This is a genomic window from Massilia sp. Masssp94, from assembly GCF_059491305.1.
Genome location: NZ_CP168501.1, coordinates 5,666,536 through 5,681,902, shown reverse-complemented (window position 1 = coordinate 5,681,902; position 15,367 = coordinate 5,666,536). Strand labels below are relative to the sequence as shown.

The 15,367-nt window shown below is 68.0% G+C and carries 13 protein-coding genes; 10 read left to right on the top strand and 3 right to left on the bottom strand.

The window, feature by feature from the left end; all coding sequences use genetic code 11:
* The first annotated feature begins 15 nt into the window (after positions 1-15).
* From ACEN9G_RS25260 to ACEN9G_RS25220, 9 genes are read left to right on the top strand one after another with little or no spacing between them, the layout of a single operon-like run.
* The gene (locus tag ACEN9G_RS25260) at positions 16-1,056 is read left to right on the top strand and encodes a LacI family DNA-binding transcriptional regulator (RefSeq protein ID WP_413339445.1); all 1,041 of its coding nucleotides are present in this window, start codon (positions 16-18) and stop codon (positions 1,054-1,056) included.
* Positions 1,057-1,090: 34 nt separating this feature from the next.
* The gene (locus tag ACEN9G_RS25255) at positions 1,091-1,846 is read left to right on the top strand and encodes an SDR family NAD(P)-dependent oxidoreductase (RefSeq protein WP_483127135.1); all 756 of its coding nucleotides are present in this window, start codon (positions 1,091-1,093) and stop codon (positions 1,844-1,846) included.
* Between the two features lie 17 nt (positions 1,847-1,863).
* Entirely contained in the window at positions 1,864-3,870 is a 2,007-nt protein-coding gene (locus ACEN9G_RS25250) for a DUF4962 domain-containing protein (RefSeq protein WP_483127134.1), read from the top strand.
* A complete protein-coding gene (locus ACEN9G_RS25245) occupies positions 3,867-4,856 on the top strand; it encodes a sugar kinase (protein WP_483127133.1) in 990 nt (329 codons plus the stop codon). The genes ACEN9G_RS25250 and ACEN9G_RS25245 overlap by 4 nt, the downstream gene beginning before the upstream one ends.
* The gene (locus tag ACEN9G_RS25240; protein WP_413344696.1) at positions 4,853-6,163 is read left to right on the top strand and encodes an MFS transporter; all 1,311 of its coding nucleotides are present in this window, start codon (positions 4,853-4,855) and stop codon (positions 6,161-6,163) included. Before ACEN9G_RS25245 ends, ACEN9G_RS25240 begins: the two co-directional genes overlap by 4 nt.
* A complete protein-coding gene (locus ACEN9G_RS25235) occupies positions 6,144-6,902 on the top strand; it encodes a GDSL-type esterase/lipase family protein (protein WP_413344694.1) in 759 nt (252 codons plus the stop codon). The genes ACEN9G_RS25240 and ACEN9G_RS25235 overlap by 20 nt, the downstream gene beginning before the upstream one ends.
* Entirely contained in the window at positions 6,899-7,681 is a 783-nt protein-coding gene (locus ACEN9G_RS25230; RefSeq protein ID WP_483127132.1) for a polysaccharide lyase family 7 protein, read from the top strand. The genes ACEN9G_RS25235 and ACEN9G_RS25230 overlap by 4 nt, the downstream gene beginning before the upstream one ends.
* A complete protein-coding gene (locus ACEN9G_RS25225; RefSeq protein WP_483127131.1) occupies positions 7,678-8,409 on the top strand; it encodes a ribonuclease activity regulator RraA in 732 nt (243 codons plus the stop codon). Before ACEN9G_RS25230 ends, ACEN9G_RS25225 begins: the two co-directional genes overlap by 4 nt.
* A 29-nt stretch (positions 8,410-8,438) precedes the next feature.
* Positions 8,439-11,165, top strand: a complete 2,727-nt coding sequence (locus ACEN9G_RS25220; protein WP_413338194.1) for a TonB-dependent receptor plug domain-containing protein — start codon at positions 8,439-8,441, stop codon at positions 11,163-11,165.
* 82 nt (positions 11,166-11,247) lie between these two features.
* On the opposite strand, the gene ACEN9G_RS25215 is transcribed toward ACEN9G_RS25220, so the two are convergent.
* From ACEN9G_RS25215 to aroE, 3 genes are all read right to left on the bottom strand, one after another.
* Positions 11,248-12,153, bottom strand: coding sequence for an SMP-30/gluconolactonase/LRE family protein (locus tag ACEN9G_RS25215; protein ID WP_413338192.1), 906 nt, complete (start codon positions 12,151-12,153; stop codon positions 11,248-11,250).
* Positions 12,154-12,250: 97 nt separating this feature from the next.
* Entirely contained in the window at positions 12,251-12,973 is a 723-nt protein-coding gene (locus ACEN9G_RS25210) for a ribonuclease activity regulator RraA (protein WP_413338190.1), read from the bottom strand.
* Between the two features lie 94 nt (positions 12,974-13,067).
* Complete coding sequence (gene aroE / locus ACEN9G_RS25205; RefSeq protein WP_413338189.1) at positions 13,068-13,919, bottom strand: shikimate dehydrogenase; 852 nt, start codon at positions 13,917-13,919, stop codon at positions 13,068-13,070.
* A 295-nt stretch (positions 13,920-14,214) separates the two neighbouring features.
* Here aroE and ACEN9G_RS25200 point away from each other — a divergent pair, with 295 nt between their 5' ends.
* On the top strand, positions 14,215-15,249 hold the full coding sequence (locus ACEN9G_RS25200) for a LacI family DNA-binding transcriptional regulator (RefSeq protein WP_413338187.1): 1,035 nt from the start codon (positions 14,215-14,217) through the stop codon (positions 15,247-15,249).
* The last annotated feature ends 118 nt before the right edge of the window (positions 15,250-15,367 follow it).

The window sequence follows — 15,367 nt, the reverse complement described above, 5'->3', positions numbered from 1 at the left end:
AGCCCGGCCGACACCATGAACGAACCCAGAATCCAGGACGTCGCCAGGCTGGCCGGTGTCTCGACCACGAGCGTCTCGAATTTCCTGAACAATCGGATGGAACAGATGAGGCCGGACACCCGTCTCAAGATCGAGCAGGCGATCGCGCAACTGGGCTACCGCCCCAACAGCGCGGCGCGCCAGCTCAAGACCGGCGTATCGGCCATGGTCGGCCTGCTGGTGCCATCGCTGGCCAACCAGTTCTTCGGCGCCCTGGCCTGCGCGATCGAGACGGCCGCCGCACGCCATGGCTGCCAGGTGATGACCTTCAGCACCTTCCGCGATCCGGACCGCGAGCGCGTCGTCACGGCCGACCTGCTGGCCTACGGCGCGCAAGGCATCGTCACGGGATCGGCCCTGAACGATACCGACCATCTCGCGACGATCGCCACGCGCTGTCCGGTCGTGGCCTTCGATATCCGGCGTTCCGGCGACAACCACGACCGCATCACCACCGTCTCGGTCGACAACGTCGCCGCCACCACGCTGGCCGTCGAGCACCTGGCCGCCCTGGGGCACCGGTCGATCGCGCTGGTGACGCCGCCGCCGTACACGCTGAACCGCCAGGATCGCCTGAAGGGCTTCCAGCAGGCCGTTGCACGCGCCGGGCTCACCGGCGAACTGATCATCGCGGACGCGAACGAGGCGCCGCGCGACCCGCACGGCGATACCCAGCTGTTCGAACTGGGGCGCAGCGCCGCGCCGCGCTTGCTGGCGGCCGCGAGCCGGCCGACCGCGGCGATCGGCATCAACGACATGATGGCGATCGGGATCGGCGTCGGCCTGCGGCAGCTGGGCAAACAGGTGCCGCGCGATTTTTCGCTGATCGGCATCGACGACATCTTTTTCGCGGTCGCCCACGATCCGCCCCTGACCACCGTGCGCCAGCCGATCCAGGCCATGGCGGACGCCGCCGTCCAGCGTATCGTGGCACCTGGCTTCGCCACGGCCGACGACGGCGGGCTGTTCGCACCGGAACTGGTCGTCCGGGCCTCGACCGCCGCACCGCGTACCTAGCAACACCACAACCATGAAGAGGAAGACAAAGGATATGGAACTCATCGGAAAAAAAGCACTGGTCACCGGCGGCGCATCGGGCATCGGCAAGGCCAGCTCGCTGGCGCTGGCGCAGGCGGGCGCGGACGTCGTACTGACCTACTGGAGCAGCGGCGCCGAGGCCGACGAGGTCGTGGCACAGATTCGCGCAATGGGCCGGCGCGCGCATGCGATCCAGGCCGACATGAGCGATAGCGGCGCGGCCGAACGGGTGTTCGTCGAAGCCGAATACGTGATCGGCGAGATCGACGTCGTCTTCGCGAACATCGGCGGCCTGATCCAGCGCTGCCGCGTCGCCGAGATGCCGCTGTCCCTGTGGGACGACGCCGTGAACCTGAATCTCACCAGCACCTTCGCGATCTGCCAGGCGGCCATGCGGCGCATGGAGCCACGCCGGCGCGGATCCATCGTCACGATGTCTTCGCTGGCGGCCTTCGACGGCGGCGGCCCGGGTTCGACCCATTACGCCGCGTCGAAAGCGGCCGTGGCCGGGTTCACGCGCGCGCTGGCGAAGGAGGCCGGTCCGCTGGGCATCCGCGTCAACGGGGTGGCGCCGGGCCTGATCGCCACCCGGTTCCACGACACGTTCAATACGCCGGCCAACCGCCAGGCCATTGCGGAGCGCACGCCGGTACGGCGCGAAGGCGCGCCCGAGGACGTGGCCAATGTCGTGGTCTTCCTGGCTTCCGAACGCGCGGCCTTCCTGGCCGGCGAGATCGTCCAGGTCAACGGCGGCCTAGGCCTGTACTGAGCGGAACGGAGCACGCGATGAATTCCACCTTCACACGACGCCGCTTCCTGGGCGCCGGCCTGTCGCTGCCGGCGCTGGCCCTGCAAAACGCCCTGGCACAGGACGAACGCGAATCGCTGGGCACCGGCCAGGGCATGCCGACGGCCGGTCCGCATCCCTTGCAGACCCTCATGGCCGCCCACCCGGCACCGCTGCGCCGCGAGCTGCAGGGCGTGCATCCGCGCGTCTTCGTCACCGCCGACGGCCTGGACCAGTTGCGCCGGCGCGCCAGGGGCAGCCACCGCGCGCAATGGCAGGCCGCGCTGGCCAGCCTGGTCGCCCTGCGCCAGCCGCCGGCAAAGGCGCCGGCGCAGAAACGGCGCGCGCAGAACGATACCGCGATCGGCATCATCGGCGCGGCCCTGGCCTACCGCATCGAGGGCGACGCGCGCTACCTCGAAGCCGCGCGGCGCTACATGGACGCCGCCGTCAGCTACCCGGTATGGGGCTATACCTACAGCAAACCCGACATCGACCTGGCCGCCGGCCACCTGCTGTACGGCCTGGGCGCAGGCTACGATTTGTTGTACGACGTGCTCGAACCGGCCGAGCGCACGCGCTACCGCGACAAGCTGGTGCGCCAGGCCGGCATCCTGGCCGAGCATTTCATGCCGGCGCCGGGCAAGTCGTACTCGTACAGCCAGAACCACTGCTTCATCCCGGTCGCCGGCCTGGCCGTGGCCGCCTACGCGTTGTGGGACGACACGCCGGACGCGGCGCGCTGGGCGGCCCTGGCGCGCGCCATCTTCAGCCGCGTGCTCGAAGTGGCCTCGCCCGACGGATATTTCTACGAAGGCGTGGAGTACTGGATCTTCTCGATGCCGTGGATCGTCCACGCGCTGGATGCCTTCGCCCACGCCGCCGGCGACGACTTGTACGATACGCCGGCCCTGCGCCGCGCCCACCTGTACATGGCGCACTCGCTGACGCCCAACGGCCAGGACGTGTACGATTTCGGCGACGTGTTCGAGGGTCCGGTCACGCGCGCCCGCAAGGGCGAGGAGCCGGCGCGCACGCACCCCGGCGGCAAGCTGAATTCGAACTACAACCTGCTGTACCGGCTGGCCGCGCGCTTTTCCGACCCGCAGGCGCAAGGCGTGGCCGACTGGATGGCCTCGCTCGGTCACGTCTGCGCGGAAGACTTCTGGACCCTGCTGTGGCGCGACCCGGCCATCCAGACCGCGTCGATGGCGGCACTGCCGACCTACCACCATTTCGACGACCTCGGCACCGTGTACTGGCGCAGCGACTGGACGCCGCGCGCCACCGCATTCGCGTTCCGCGCCGGACCGCCGGAAGGCCACCACGTCGCGTCCCTGATCGGCAAGCTGCCCGACTGGCATCTCGAGACCGGCCACGCGCACCCCGACGCCGGCAGCTTCATCCTGTACGGCGCCGGCACCTACCTGACCGGACCGATGGGCTATGCGGGTATCCCGACCAGCCGATTGAGCAATACGCTGCTGATCGACGGCCACGGCCAGGCCAACGAGGGCGGCGGGCACGACGCCTTCCGCGATTACCCGTATGGTCGCCTGGACGCGATCCGCTTCGCCAGCGTCAAGCTGGGCCCCGACGGCGCCGACCTGGTCGCCGACCTGGCCGGTGCCTACCGCCCCGAACTCGGCGTGGAAAAGCTGCAGCGGCACTTCCGTTATGCCCGCGGCGCGTGGACCGTGACCGATACGCTGCGCGCCAGCAAGCCCGTGGTGCTGACCGCGCAGGTCCATGGCGACGGCGCCATCGCCAAGGCCGGCGCCCGGCGCTATCTCGTGCAGGGCGCCCCGGCCGCGCTGGCGGTCGACGTCGCCACGGCGGCCGCCAAGGCCGTGATCGAACCGGGGATCGTGGTTGCCGCCGGACCGCCCGGCCACGTCGACCGCGGCCCGACCGAGGAACGCGGCACGGTGCTGCGGCTGTCGCTGCCCGCCAGCCGCGCCGCCACGCTCGTGACCACGCTGTCGATCGCGGAGCGCCGCCCATGACGGTTCCGGACGTCGTGACCGTGGGCGAGGCGATGGCGCTGCTGATCGCGCGCACGCCGGGCCCGTTGGAGGCCGTCGACGAATTCGAGCGCGCCACCGCGGGCGCCGAATTGAACGTCGCCGTCGGCCTCTCCCGGCTGGGCTTCCACGTCGGCTACATCGGCAGCCTGGGACAGGACAGCCCGGGGCGCTACCTGCGCGCCTTCATGGCCGGCGAGCGGCTCGACCTGCGCCACCTGTGGCTGGACGCGCGCTACCCGACCGGCCTGATGCTGAAACAGATGGCCGCCGACGGCGCCGATCCCGAGGTCGAATACTTCCGGCGCGGCTCGGCCGCGAGTCACCTGTCGGCACGCGACATGCCGGCGCCCGACAGCGATTTCGGACGGGCGCGCCTGCTGCACCTGACGGGCATCTGTCCGGCCCTGTCGCGCGGCTGCAGGGAGCTCGCGTTTGCCCTGGCGCGCCAGGCCCGCGCCGGCGGCCGCACGGTGAGCTTCGACCCGAACCTGCGGCCGCGCCTGTGGCAATCGCGGACCGCGATGATCGAGACGGTCAACGCGCTCGCCTGCGAAGCCGACATCGTGCTGCCGGGCCTGGCCGAGGGACGGCTCCTGACCGCCTGCGACGACCCGGCCGGCATCGCCCGCTACTACCTCGAACGGGGCGTGCGGCAGGTGGTCGTCAAGCTTGGACCGGAAGGCGCCTACGTCGCCGGCGCCGACGTGGAGCCAGGCGTCGTGCCCGGCGTGCCGGTGCCCCGCGTCGTGGACACGGTCGGCGCCGGCGACGGCTTCGCGGTCGGCGTCATCAGCGCCCTGCTCGACGGCCTGGACTTGCGCGCAGCAGCTGCGCGCGGCTGCGCCATCGGCGCCCGCGTGGTGCAGTTCCGCGGCGACTGCGAAGGCTTGCCGGGCCGCGCGCAACTGGCCGACGTGCCGGCCCGCATCGGCAGGACGAGAACCAATATGGAGACACAGGCATGAAAACCATCAAAGGCTTGCGCTGGCTGATCATCTCGCTGGTGGCGGTGGCGACGGTCATCAACTACATCGACCGCTCGGCGCTGGCGGTCATGTGGCCCGGCATCGCATCGGAACTGGGCATGGACAAGCGCGACTACGCCAACATCGTGACGATCTTCCTGATCGGCTATGCCGTCGGCCAGTCGCTGTTCGGCAAGGTGTTCGACGCCCTCGGCACGCGGATCGGCTTCGTGCTGTCGATCCTGGTCTGGTCCGGCGCGATCGCACTGCACTACGTGGCGCGCTCGGCGCTGTCGTTCGGCCTGTTCCGCACGATGCTGGGCGTGGGCGAAGCCGGCAACTGGCCCGGCGCCACCAAGGCCATCGCGGAATGGTTTCCGGTGCGCGAACGCGCGCTCGGCCAGGGCATCTTCGGCGCCGGGGCGTCGCTCGGGTCCGTGATCGCGCCGCCGCTGGTCGCCCTGCTGTATGCGGCGTACGGCTGGAAAGCGACCTTTGTGCTGATCGGCTCGCTCGGCTTCATCTGGATCGTCCCCTGGCTGATCGTGTACAAAGCCGGCCCGGCCGCGCACCCGTGGATCGGCGCCGACGAACGCGCGCTGATCCTGTCCGGCCCACGGGGCGCCGAAACGGCGCACGGCGAATACGTCCCCACGCTGGCCCAGTTGCTGCGTCATCGCCAGAGCTGGGGCGTGATCGCCGCGCGCTTCTTCATCGATCCGGTCTGGTGGCTGTTCGTCAGCTGGCTGCCTCTGTACCTGAACGAGCGCTTCGGCTTCGACGTCAAGGAGATCGGCATGTTCGCCTGGGTGCCCTACGTCGGCGCCGCGGTCGGCGCGCTGGCCGGCGGCTGGCTGTGCGGCAGGCTGCTGGCCCGCGGCTGGAGCGTGAACCGGGCCCGCAAGTCGGTGATCGCGGCCGGCCTGTTGCTGATGTTCCCGGCCCTGATCCTGAGCGCCGCGGCCGCCACGCCAGTGCTGGCGGTGCTCGCCATCGGCGTGATCCTGTTCGGCTTCCAGGCGGCCATCACCAACATCCAGACGCTGCCCAGCGATTTCTACTCCGGCCAGACCGTCGGTACCCTCGCGGGGCTGAGCGGCACCTCGGCCGTGCTCGGCGTCATCGTCTGCATGCAACTGGTGCCGGCCCTGACCGTGGGCGGCGACTACACGCCCTTCTTCATCCTGGGCGCGCTGCTGCTGCCCCTCGTATTCCTATCCCTCTGGCTGGGCGGTCGCGTCGATCGCGTGCAGCCCCACCCATCCCACAAGAAGACTGGAGACCTCGATGAAACCTGCGTTCTGTAATTCCCTGCTGCTGGCGCTCACGCTCGCGGCCAGCCCTTTCCATGCACAAGCCGCTTCGAACAAACCGGGCGCGTCGCAGGCGGTCGAGAAGAAAGACGACGGCGTGTTCCTGAAAAAACACGAAGCCATCCTGGCGCGCGCGAAGAGCGGCCCGATCGGGCTGCTGTTCCTGGGCGACTCGATCACCGAGCGCTGGCACATCGCCCCGCACATCTGGGAGACCTATTACGGCAAGTACCAGCCGGCCAATTTCGGCATCGGCGGCGACCGTACCAACCACGTGATCTGGCGCATCGAGCACGGTGAACTGGACGGCATTGCGCCAAAGCTCGTGGTCTTCATGCTTGGCACCAACAACAGCCTCGATTACCCGCCCGAGGAGATCGCGGCCGCCGACCGCAAGATCGTCGGCATGATCCGCGCCAGGCTGCCGGACACGAAGATCCTGGTGCTCGGCATCTTTCCGCGCGGCCCGCGCGACCGCACCGGCAAGCCGGTGACCGAAGCGGGCGTCGAGGAAGCCGCCAGGCGCATGCGCACCATCGACGCCGTGAACCGCGACCTGGCCCTGCTGGACAACGGCCGCGACATCCGCTTCCTGAACATCAACGCGGTGTTCCTGGGCCAGGACGGCAAGATCCCCGCCACCATCATGCCGGACCAGCTGCACCCCGGTCCCGCAGGCTACCAGCTGTGGGCCGACGCCATGCAACCGCTGCTTCAGGAGATGCTCAAATGAAGAACACCGTCCGTAGTCTGGCCTTCGCCCTGCCCCTGGCGTCGCTGACGACCGCACCGCATCCCGTTTCCGCCGCGCCGGCCTTCACGCCGCGCGACGCGCTGGAACGCTGGTTCGACGTCGAAGGCAAGACGCCGTACGCGGCGCCCTACGACGGCACGCTGCATTTCAGCGCGCTCGACTCGAAGTACGATTCCGGCCATGGCCATGGCTATCGCAACGAACTGAAGATCGCCGGCAAGCTGCGTCGCAGCGCGGCGCAGACGCACGAGCATTTCGCCGCGCGCGTGACGCCGCGGATGCCGGACGGCGCCAAGACCATCGTCGCCCAGTACCACGTCGAAGGCCTGGACACGATCGTCAAGGTCTACGTGCAGGACACGGCCGACCGCCAGGGCCTGGACGGCAACGGCCGCAACGGCGTGTTCGACATCCTGGTGCGCATGCCCGGCACGGACGGCAAGGAGGCCACCACGGCGCTGGGCACGGTGCGCTCCGGCCAGCCGTTCGACCTGGACATCCGGTTCAGCGGCGGCGATGCGAGCGTGGCGGCCGTCGGTCCCGACGGCGTGCGGCGCGAAGGGCATGCCCGCATCAAGGGGGACGAGCGCGTCATCTATTTCAAGTTCGGCGATTACCTGCAGGCGCTCGACCCCGACACGGGCAAGCACACGATCAGCAGCGCCCAATGGGACCGCTACTACGCGGCCAACCGCATCACGGCCGAGCACGTCGACTTCACCAACACCGTCTTCGAGCGCGAAGGAGCCCAGCCATGACCGCCCCGGGCCTGCCGATCGACCCTGACCTGCTGGCGACGCTGAAGACGATCTCCACCTCCACCCTGACCACGCAGCTGTTCAAGCGCGGCCTGGCCAACGTGTTCATCCAGGGCGCACGTCCGCTCAAGACCGGACAGCGCATGGCCGGTCCCGCGTTCACGCTGCGCTACATCCCGGCGCGCGAAGACCTTGACGGCATCGACGTCTTCCGCGACCCGGGCCACCCGCAGCGCGTCGCCGTGGAACGGATTCCGGCGGGCGCCGTGCTCGTGATGGATTGCCGCGGCGACGTCTCGGTGGCGTCCGCCGGCAGCATCCTGGCCACCCGCATGCAGGTGCGCGGGGTCGCGGGCATCGTGACCGACGGCGGCCTGCGCGACGCGGCAGGCATCGCGCGCCTGGAGATGCCGGCCTGGTGCTCGGGCCCGTCGGCGCCGACCAACCTGATCCGCCATCATGCGCTCGACCTGAATGCGCCGATCGGCTGCGGCGGGGTTGCCGTCTATCCGGGCGACATCATGGTCGGCGACGACGATGGCGTGGTCTGCATCCCGGCCCACCTGGCCCACGACGTCGCGCGCGACGGCGCCGAGCAGGAGCGCTTCGAGGATTTCGTGCTCGAGGAAGTGGCGAACGGCGCCAGCATCATCGGCCTGTATCCGCCGACGGCACCCGAGACCCGCGCACGCTTCGAAACGTGGCTGGCTGCGCGCACTGCTCAATAAACCAACTACAACACCAAGGAGATAAGGTTTTGCATACGATAATTCACCCCCGCCAGTTCACCCGCGCACCGATCGCCGCGGCAGTCACCCTGGCCCTGCTGGGCCTGGCGCCCGCATCCCGCGCCCAGCAAACGCCGGCCGCAGACACGGTCAGCAAAGTCGAGATCACCGGTTCCAGCATCAAGCGCGCCGCCGCCGACCAGGCGCTGCCGGTCACGGTCACCAAGGCCGAGGACTGGGTCGCCCAAGGCGCGATCACGGTTGCGGACATCCTGATGTCGATGTCGACCGCGGCCGACTACGAGCCGGCCACCGGCGCCGGCAACGGCAACGGCGCGAACATGCGCGGCATCGGGACCGCACGCACCCTCGTCCTGCTCGACGGCAAGCGCCTGTCCGACAGCGCAATCGACCCGAACACGATCCCTGTCAGCGCCCTGGACCGCACCGAGGTGCTGCGCGACGGCGCCTCGTCGGTGTACGGCAGCGACGCCATCGGCGGCGTCATCAACTTCGTCACGAAGAAGGCGTACAGCGGCGCCTCGTTCACGGTCAAGGGCAGCGTGCCGCAGCGCAGCGGCGGCGGCGAGACCGAAGGGCTCTCCTTCATCGCCGGCAAGGGCAATCTATCGAGCGACGGCTGGAATGTCTACGTCACAGGCGACCTGAACAACAACATTCCGCTCGGCCAGGACGCCCGCCCCAACATCACCAGTACCGAACGGCTGATGAGCGCCGGCTTCGCGGCACCGCACCTGACCAAGGGCACCAACGCGGTGCCGGCCAACGTCACGCTGGCCAACGGCTCGACCAAGGTCGGCAACAAGACCATCACCGGCAACCCCTATTTCGACCGCGGCTGCCTGCCGCCGTATTCGAAGCCCGGCACCAGCAACACCTGCTCGGCGATCGCGAACGCCAACACGCTGACGCTGACCACGGCGAAGAAGCAGTCCTCGCTATTCCTCAAGGGCTCGAAGATGCTATCCGAGGACAACAAGCTGACGGCCACGGTGCTGTATTCCACGATTTATGTCCGTCCGGTAAAGAACCCGACCACGGGCCTGGACGCCTCGATCCAGAATTTCCCGGCCCTCACCATCACGCCGGGCAGCCCGTATTATCCGGGCAAGGGCATCACGCCCGCGATGGCCGGCATCACCGACCAGACGCTGACGCTGGCCTGGTCGCTGATCGGCGACCTCGGCCCGACCGTGCTGAACTACCAGAAGTCGCAGTCGCGCGTGACGCTCGAGGACGAAGGCCGCCTCGGCGCCTGGGACTACAAGGTCGGTATATGGAACGCGGTCTACGCGACCAATTCCTCATTCCGTTCCGGCTTCGTCAACAGCTATGGTCTCCTGGCCGGCGTGGCCAACGGCGTGCTGAATCCCTTCGGCCTGCAGGACGACAAGGGGAAAGCCTACCTCGCGAGTATCTCGACCAACGGCGAACTGGCGGGCAAGGGACTGACGCGCCTGACCGGCGCCGACCTCACCATCACCCGGGAACTGATGCCGCTCCCGGGCGGCCCGCTGGCCGTCGCCGCCGGCGCCACGACCTATCACGACTTTGGCCGCTCGTTCGTGCCGCCAACCGTCGCGCTGTCCGGCGGCCAGACCGGCTCCGCCACCGCCGCGCTCGACGTACACGCGTCACGCAACGTCGCGTCGATGTATGTGGAACTGGACGCGCCGCTGACCAAGGCACTGGACGTCGACATCGCCGTGCGTACGGACCGCTACAACGACTTCGGCAGCACCACCAATCCCAAGATCAGCTTCCGCTACAAGCCGTCCGGCTGGCTGATGCTGCGCGGCGCGGTCGGCACGGGCTTCCGCGCGCCGACGCTGGGCGAGCGCTACTTCGGCGCCGTCAACGGCCCCACCGGCGTGACAACCACGACCTACAACGACCCGCTGTTGTGCCCGGGCGGCGCGCCAGGCGGCAATTCGGGCGGCACCGCCCTGCCCGGCTATTCGCCCACCACGGTGTGCACCGCCAGGCTCCCGATCAACACCGGCGCCAACCCCTCGATCGGGCCCGAGAAGTCGCGTACGATCAACTTCGGCGTCGTGCTCACGCCGACCAGGTCGTTGCTGGTCTCGCTCGACTACTGGAATGTGCGCCTGCGCGACGCAATCGGCCAGATGGCGCAGGCCACGCTGTTCCAGCCGCAATACGCGAGCCTGTTCGTACGCGATCCGAAGACCAACGCCCTGCTGTACATCGACGACCGCCTGAACAACATGGGCGGCCAGCGCACCGACGGCATCGACGTGACGGCCACCTACACGCTGCCGCGCACGCGCTGGGGCACCTTCGGCGTCCAGTTCGACGGCACCTACGTGCACAGCTTCCGCACCCGCCTGACCAACGACAGCCCCTGGATCGACAGCGTCAACACCTTCGGCCCGCTCGACGCCAACGTGTTCACCTACCGCTGGCGCTACACGGCGTCGCAGAAATGGCGCAGCAGCGGCGGCCACTGGAGCTCGACGCTGTCGGAGCAGTACCGGCAGAGCTTTGAAGACTTGAACGCCGGCTCCCTGTTCTACCACCGCATCGACCCCTACCTGCTGGTGAACTGGTCGCTCGCCTACACGGGTTCGCGCAAGTGGTCGATCATGGGCGGGGTGAACAACGTGTTCGACCGCGACCCGCCGGCCGCGAACTACCGCAACGAGGGTTACCTCAGCGGGCAAGCCAGTCCGGTGGGCCGCGCGTTCAACCTGCGAGCGACCTACTCGTTCTGAACGGGCGGCAGCTTTTCCACGGCGGGTGACTGTAACGTTACAGTGCCCGCATCGATGCCGGGTTCGCCCGGCATCGGCGCACTCAACCGTGAAACGGTGTTTCCGCCACGCCCGTGACGCCGGGGCGCAGCATGACGACCGCCCCGGCCCAATCGTCCCCCTCGACCTTGCCGGCGGAGATGGACGTCACCAACAGGGTGTCGAGCCTGGCGCCGCCAAAGCTGCACATGGAGGGTTTCAACATCGGTACATCGATGCGCCTGTCCAGCCTTCCATCCGGCGTGAAGCGCAGGATGCACCCGCCATCATTGCCACAGATCCAGTAGCAGCCGTCGCTGTCGACCGCCGCCCCATCCGGCCGCCCGGCAAACGCATTCATGTCGACGAACAGGCGCTGCCTGCCCGGCATGCCTTCGTCGACGTCGTAGTCGAATGCCCACACCAGTTGGCGTCGGGGGTGCGAGTCGGACAGATACATGGTGCGCCCATCGGGCGACCAGGCCAGGCCGTTCTGCACCAGGAGGCCGGAGACGATGGGCGCCGATACGCCGTGCTCCGCGGTGTAGCGATGCAGGTTGCCCAGCGGCCGGTTGGCGGCAATATCCGCGCACATGGTGCCGCTCCAGAATCGCCCCTGGCGATCGCAACGACCGTCGTTGAAACGCATGCCGGGATCCAGGCCCCCGGCCGGCGTCGCCAGCTTCTGTTCGGCAGCCATCGGGCCACTGCCCAGTTCGAGGCTGAAAATGCCGCTCTCCATGCCCGCTATCAAGCCGCCACTTTGCTTGAGCGCGATCGATGCGACCATTTCCGTCGTTTGCCAGGTGTCGAGCCGGCCCGACGCCGCATCCAGGCGCCAGATCGTCCTGGCCAGGATGTCGACCCAGTACCATGCGGCCTGGTCGGCGCACCACAGCGGGCTTTCCCCCACGCTGCAGCGAACGCCGGCGACCATGTCGACGCCGTGTGTGTTTGTCATGTGAGTCATGTGGATCCTTGCATGATGGTTTGAAGCGCCGGTTCGCCGCATCCAGGGAAACGCCACTGTTCGCCCAGCCCGTTTCCCCGCACGCCGGGTGTCGTGGTTATTCGGCGCCGCGGCGTGCCCGCCAGGCTTCATAGAGCGGCAAGGTCTCCGGCGCCGTTGCGGGATACAGGCCGATGATCGATGCGCCGCCCGCCACCTGTTCGAGCACGAAGTCCTCGAAACGCTCCATCTCGAGCGCGTCGCGCGCGATCTCCTCGGCCAGGTGGGCCGGGATGCATACCACGCCGTCGTCATCGCCGACCATGATGTCGCCGGGATACACGGGGACCCCACCGCAGCCGATGGGCGCGTTCAGGTCCAGCGCATGGTGACGGATCAGATTGGTCGGCGCCGAGGCGCCGGAGCACCAGGCCGGCATAGCGAGCCGGGCGATACCGCTGGCATCGCGCAATCCGCCGTCGGTGACAATGCCGGCCGCGCCGCGCACCTGCATGCGCGTGGCCAGGATGCTGCCGGCCGACGCCACCGAGACATCGCCGCGGCAGTCCATGACCAGCACCGCGCCAGGGGGGATCTCCTCGACCGCCACGCGCTGCGGGTGGCGCGGGTCGCGGAAGGTCTCGATGCCGTCCAGATCCTCGCGCGACGGGATATAGCGCAAGGTGTAAGCCGGTCCGGCCAGGCGCTGCCCGGGCTTGAGCGGGCGCGCCCCCTGGATGAACACATTGCGAAAGCCACGTTTATACAGCAAGGAAGTCAGGGTGGCGGTGCTGACGGTCTTGAGGGTGTCTAATGTGCTGCGGGATACTGCTTGAGTCATGTTTTGGTCCGGTTAAATAGTCGATATGATCAATGCCACCTGCCCGGTGCCCGCACCGTGAGGGATGCTTGCGGTCGACACGGTGGCAGCCGCTTCATTGCGATGGTTCCGCTGTCGGCGGGGTGCGCTGGTCGCCGGCACGCAGTGCGGCGTACACCGGCGCCGTGTCGGGGCGCACTGCGCGCCACAGTAGAAAGGCTTCCGCGGCCTGTTCGACCAGCATGCCCAGGCCGTCTCGCGTATCTACGCCGTGCTCGGCCGCAAAGCGCATGAACACGGTTGGCTCCCTGCCGTACATCATGTCGTAAGCCAGGGCGCCGGACGCGAACACATCAGGGCGCACTGGCGGCAACTGATCGTCCATGCTGGCCGACGTGGCGTTGATGACGACATCGAAGCTGCCCTGCAGGGCATGAAAATCGCGGGCCAGGATGGTCCCGTGTGCAGCAAACCCCGCAGCCAGTCCGGCCGCCTTCGCCGCCGTGCGATTGGCGATCGTCAGCGATGCCGCGCCCGCTTGCAGCAGCGGCAGGATGGCACCGCGCGCCGCGCCGCCCGCGCCGAGCATCAGGACCTTCTTGCCCTTGAGCGCGACACCTGCGCCGTGTTCGATATCGCGCACCAGGCCCGCGCCGTCGGTGTTGTCGCCCACGATACGTCCATCGACGATATGCAGGGCATTGACCGCGCCGGCCGCACGGGCGCGCCCGGTCAGCGTGTCGGCCAGCCCGTGCGCCTCGAGCTTGAAGGGTACGGTCACACTCAGACCCTTGCCGCCCTGCGCCACGAAACCACGCACGGAGATGGCAAAGCCGTCCAGCGGGGCCAGCAAGCGCTCATAGGTGAGATTCTGTCCGGTCTGCTCGGCAAACGCGGCATGGATTTGGGGTGACTTGCTGTGGGCGACCGGATGGCCGATCACCGCGTATCGATCAGGTGCGTTCATTCGTTGCTTCTTTCAATTTGTATGAGATTCCCACGCTCTGCCACACTAAACCGATTTACTGTAACGATTTAGTAGCGGCAGCGCAGGTTACTGTCAAATCGTGTTCGCGTCAACCGGGCATCAATCGGTCTCGGGGGATCTCGCCAGGTTGATGCAATCGGTTTCAAGGTGTCCTGCCGGATGACGCTGCATTTCGCGGGGCTCTCATTTGCAACGTTTTACTAGAACCATGGACTATAATGCGGTTGTCCAGGCGACAATGCTGTGCGCCGGATGTTGAGCCGATTGAGAAACCATGAGCGAACCAAAGATTCAGGACGTCGCGCGCCTGGCGGGCGTATCCCCCTCGAGCATCTCGAACTACCTGAACAACCGGATGGGCCAAATGCGCCCGGAGACGCAGGCCAAAATCGAATGGGCGATCAAGCAGTTGGGCTACCGCCCGAACATTGCCGCGCGCCAGCTCAAGACCGGCGTCGCCGCCATGGTCGGCCTGCTCGTGCCGTCGCTGGCCAACCAGTTCTTCGGGGCGCTGGCCTGCGCAGTGGAGGCCGCCGCCGCGCGCTACCATTGTCACGTCATGACCTTCAGCACATTTCGCGACCCGGAGCGCGAGCGCACTCTGACGGCAGACCTGCTGGCGTATGGCGTACAGGGCGTGATCACCGGCTCGGCACTCAGCGACACCGATCACCTGGCATCGATTGCGGCGCGCTGTCCGGTGGTGGCGTTCGACATCAAGCAAACTGACGAGCGCCATTCCCACATCAACACCATTTCGATGGACAACGCGGCTGCCACCGGGATCGCGGTGGCGCACCTGGCCGCGCTCGGCCACCGTGCGATCGCGCTCCTGACGCCCCCGCCCTTCACCCTGAACCGGCAGGAGCGGGTGCGCGGTTTCCAGCACGCCGTCGCCGAAGCCGGCATCAGCGGCGAGTTGTTGATTACCGACGCGTCCGACATACCCAGCGACCCGCATGGCGACACCCAGTTGTTCGGGATGGGCCGCAGCAGCGCGGCGCGCATCCTGGCGGCGCCCTCCAGGCCGACCGCGGCCATTGCCATCAACGACATGATGGCAATCGGCGTCGGGGTCGGCCTCAAGCAGTTGGGCAAGCGGATTCCCGCGGATTGCTCGCTGATCGGCATCGACGACATTTTTTTCGCGGCCGCCCATGATCCGGCGCTGACTACCATACGCCAGCCGATCCAGGCCATGGCCGACGCAGCGGTCCAGCGCATCCTGGCGCCCGCCTCCGCCCCCGGCGGCGCCTTGTTCGCGCCGGAGCTGATCGTGCGGGCATCGACCGCGCCGCCCTCGCGCTAACTTGCAAGCGCGACATGAGGACATCATGACGCGATCGCGGCCAGCCAAACCGGCGTAAGTTTCCTCGCCGGCATGATGACCGGCACATTCTTCCCATACGAATTGGCTGCAACCATGC

Bases quoted from the DNA above. Each gene is read 5' to 3' on its own strand.
- ACEN9G_RS25210 (WP_413338190.1), bottom strand. From the start codon at position 12,973: ATGACTCAAGCAGTATCCCGCAGCACATTAGACACCCTCAAGACCGTC.
- ACEN9G_RS25250 (WP_483127134.1), top strand. From the start codon at position 1,864: ATGAATTCCACCTTCACACGACGCCGCTTCCTGGGCGCCGGCCTGTCG.
- ACEN9G_RS25245 (WP_483127133.1), top strand. From the start codon at position 3,867: ATGACGGTTCCGGACGTCGTGACCGTGGGCGAGGCGATGGCGCTGCTG.
- ACEN9G_RS25240 (WP_413344696.1), top strand. From the start codon at position 4,853: ATGAAAACCATCAAAGGCTTGCGCTGGCTGATCATCTCGCTGGTGGCG.
- ACEN9G_RS25200 (WP_413338187.1), top strand. From the start codon at position 14,215: ATGAGCGAACCAAAGATTCAGGACGTCGCGCGCCTGGCGGGCGTATCC.
- aroE (WP_413338189.1), bottom strand. From the start codon at position 13,919: ATGAACGCACCTGATCGATACGCGGTGATCGGCCATCCGGTCGCCCAC.
- ACEN9G_RS25215 (WP_413338192.1), bottom strand. From the start codon at position 12,153: ATGACTCACATGACAAACACACACGGCGTCGACATGGTCGCCGGCGTT.
- ACEN9G_RS25235 (WP_413344694.1), top strand. From the start codon at position 6,144: ATGAAACCTGCGTTCTGTAATTCCCTGCTGCTGGCGCTCACGCTCGCG.
- ACEN9G_RS25255 (WP_483127135.1), top strand. From the start codon at position 1,091: ATGGAACTCATCGGAAAAAAAGCACTGGTCACCGGCGGCGCATCGGGC.
- ACEN9G_RS25260 (WP_413339445.1), top strand. From the start codon at position 16: ATGAACGAACCCAGAATCCAGGACGTCGCCAGGCTGGCCGGTGTCTCG.
- ACEN9G_RS25225 (WP_483127131.1), top strand. From the start codon at position 7,678: ATGACCGCCCCGGGCCTGCCGATCGACCCTGACCTGCTGGCGACGCTG.
- ACEN9G_RS25230 (WP_483127132.1), top strand. From the start codon at position 6,899: ATGAAGAACACCGTCCGTAGTCTGGCCTTCGCCCTGCCCCTGGCGTCG.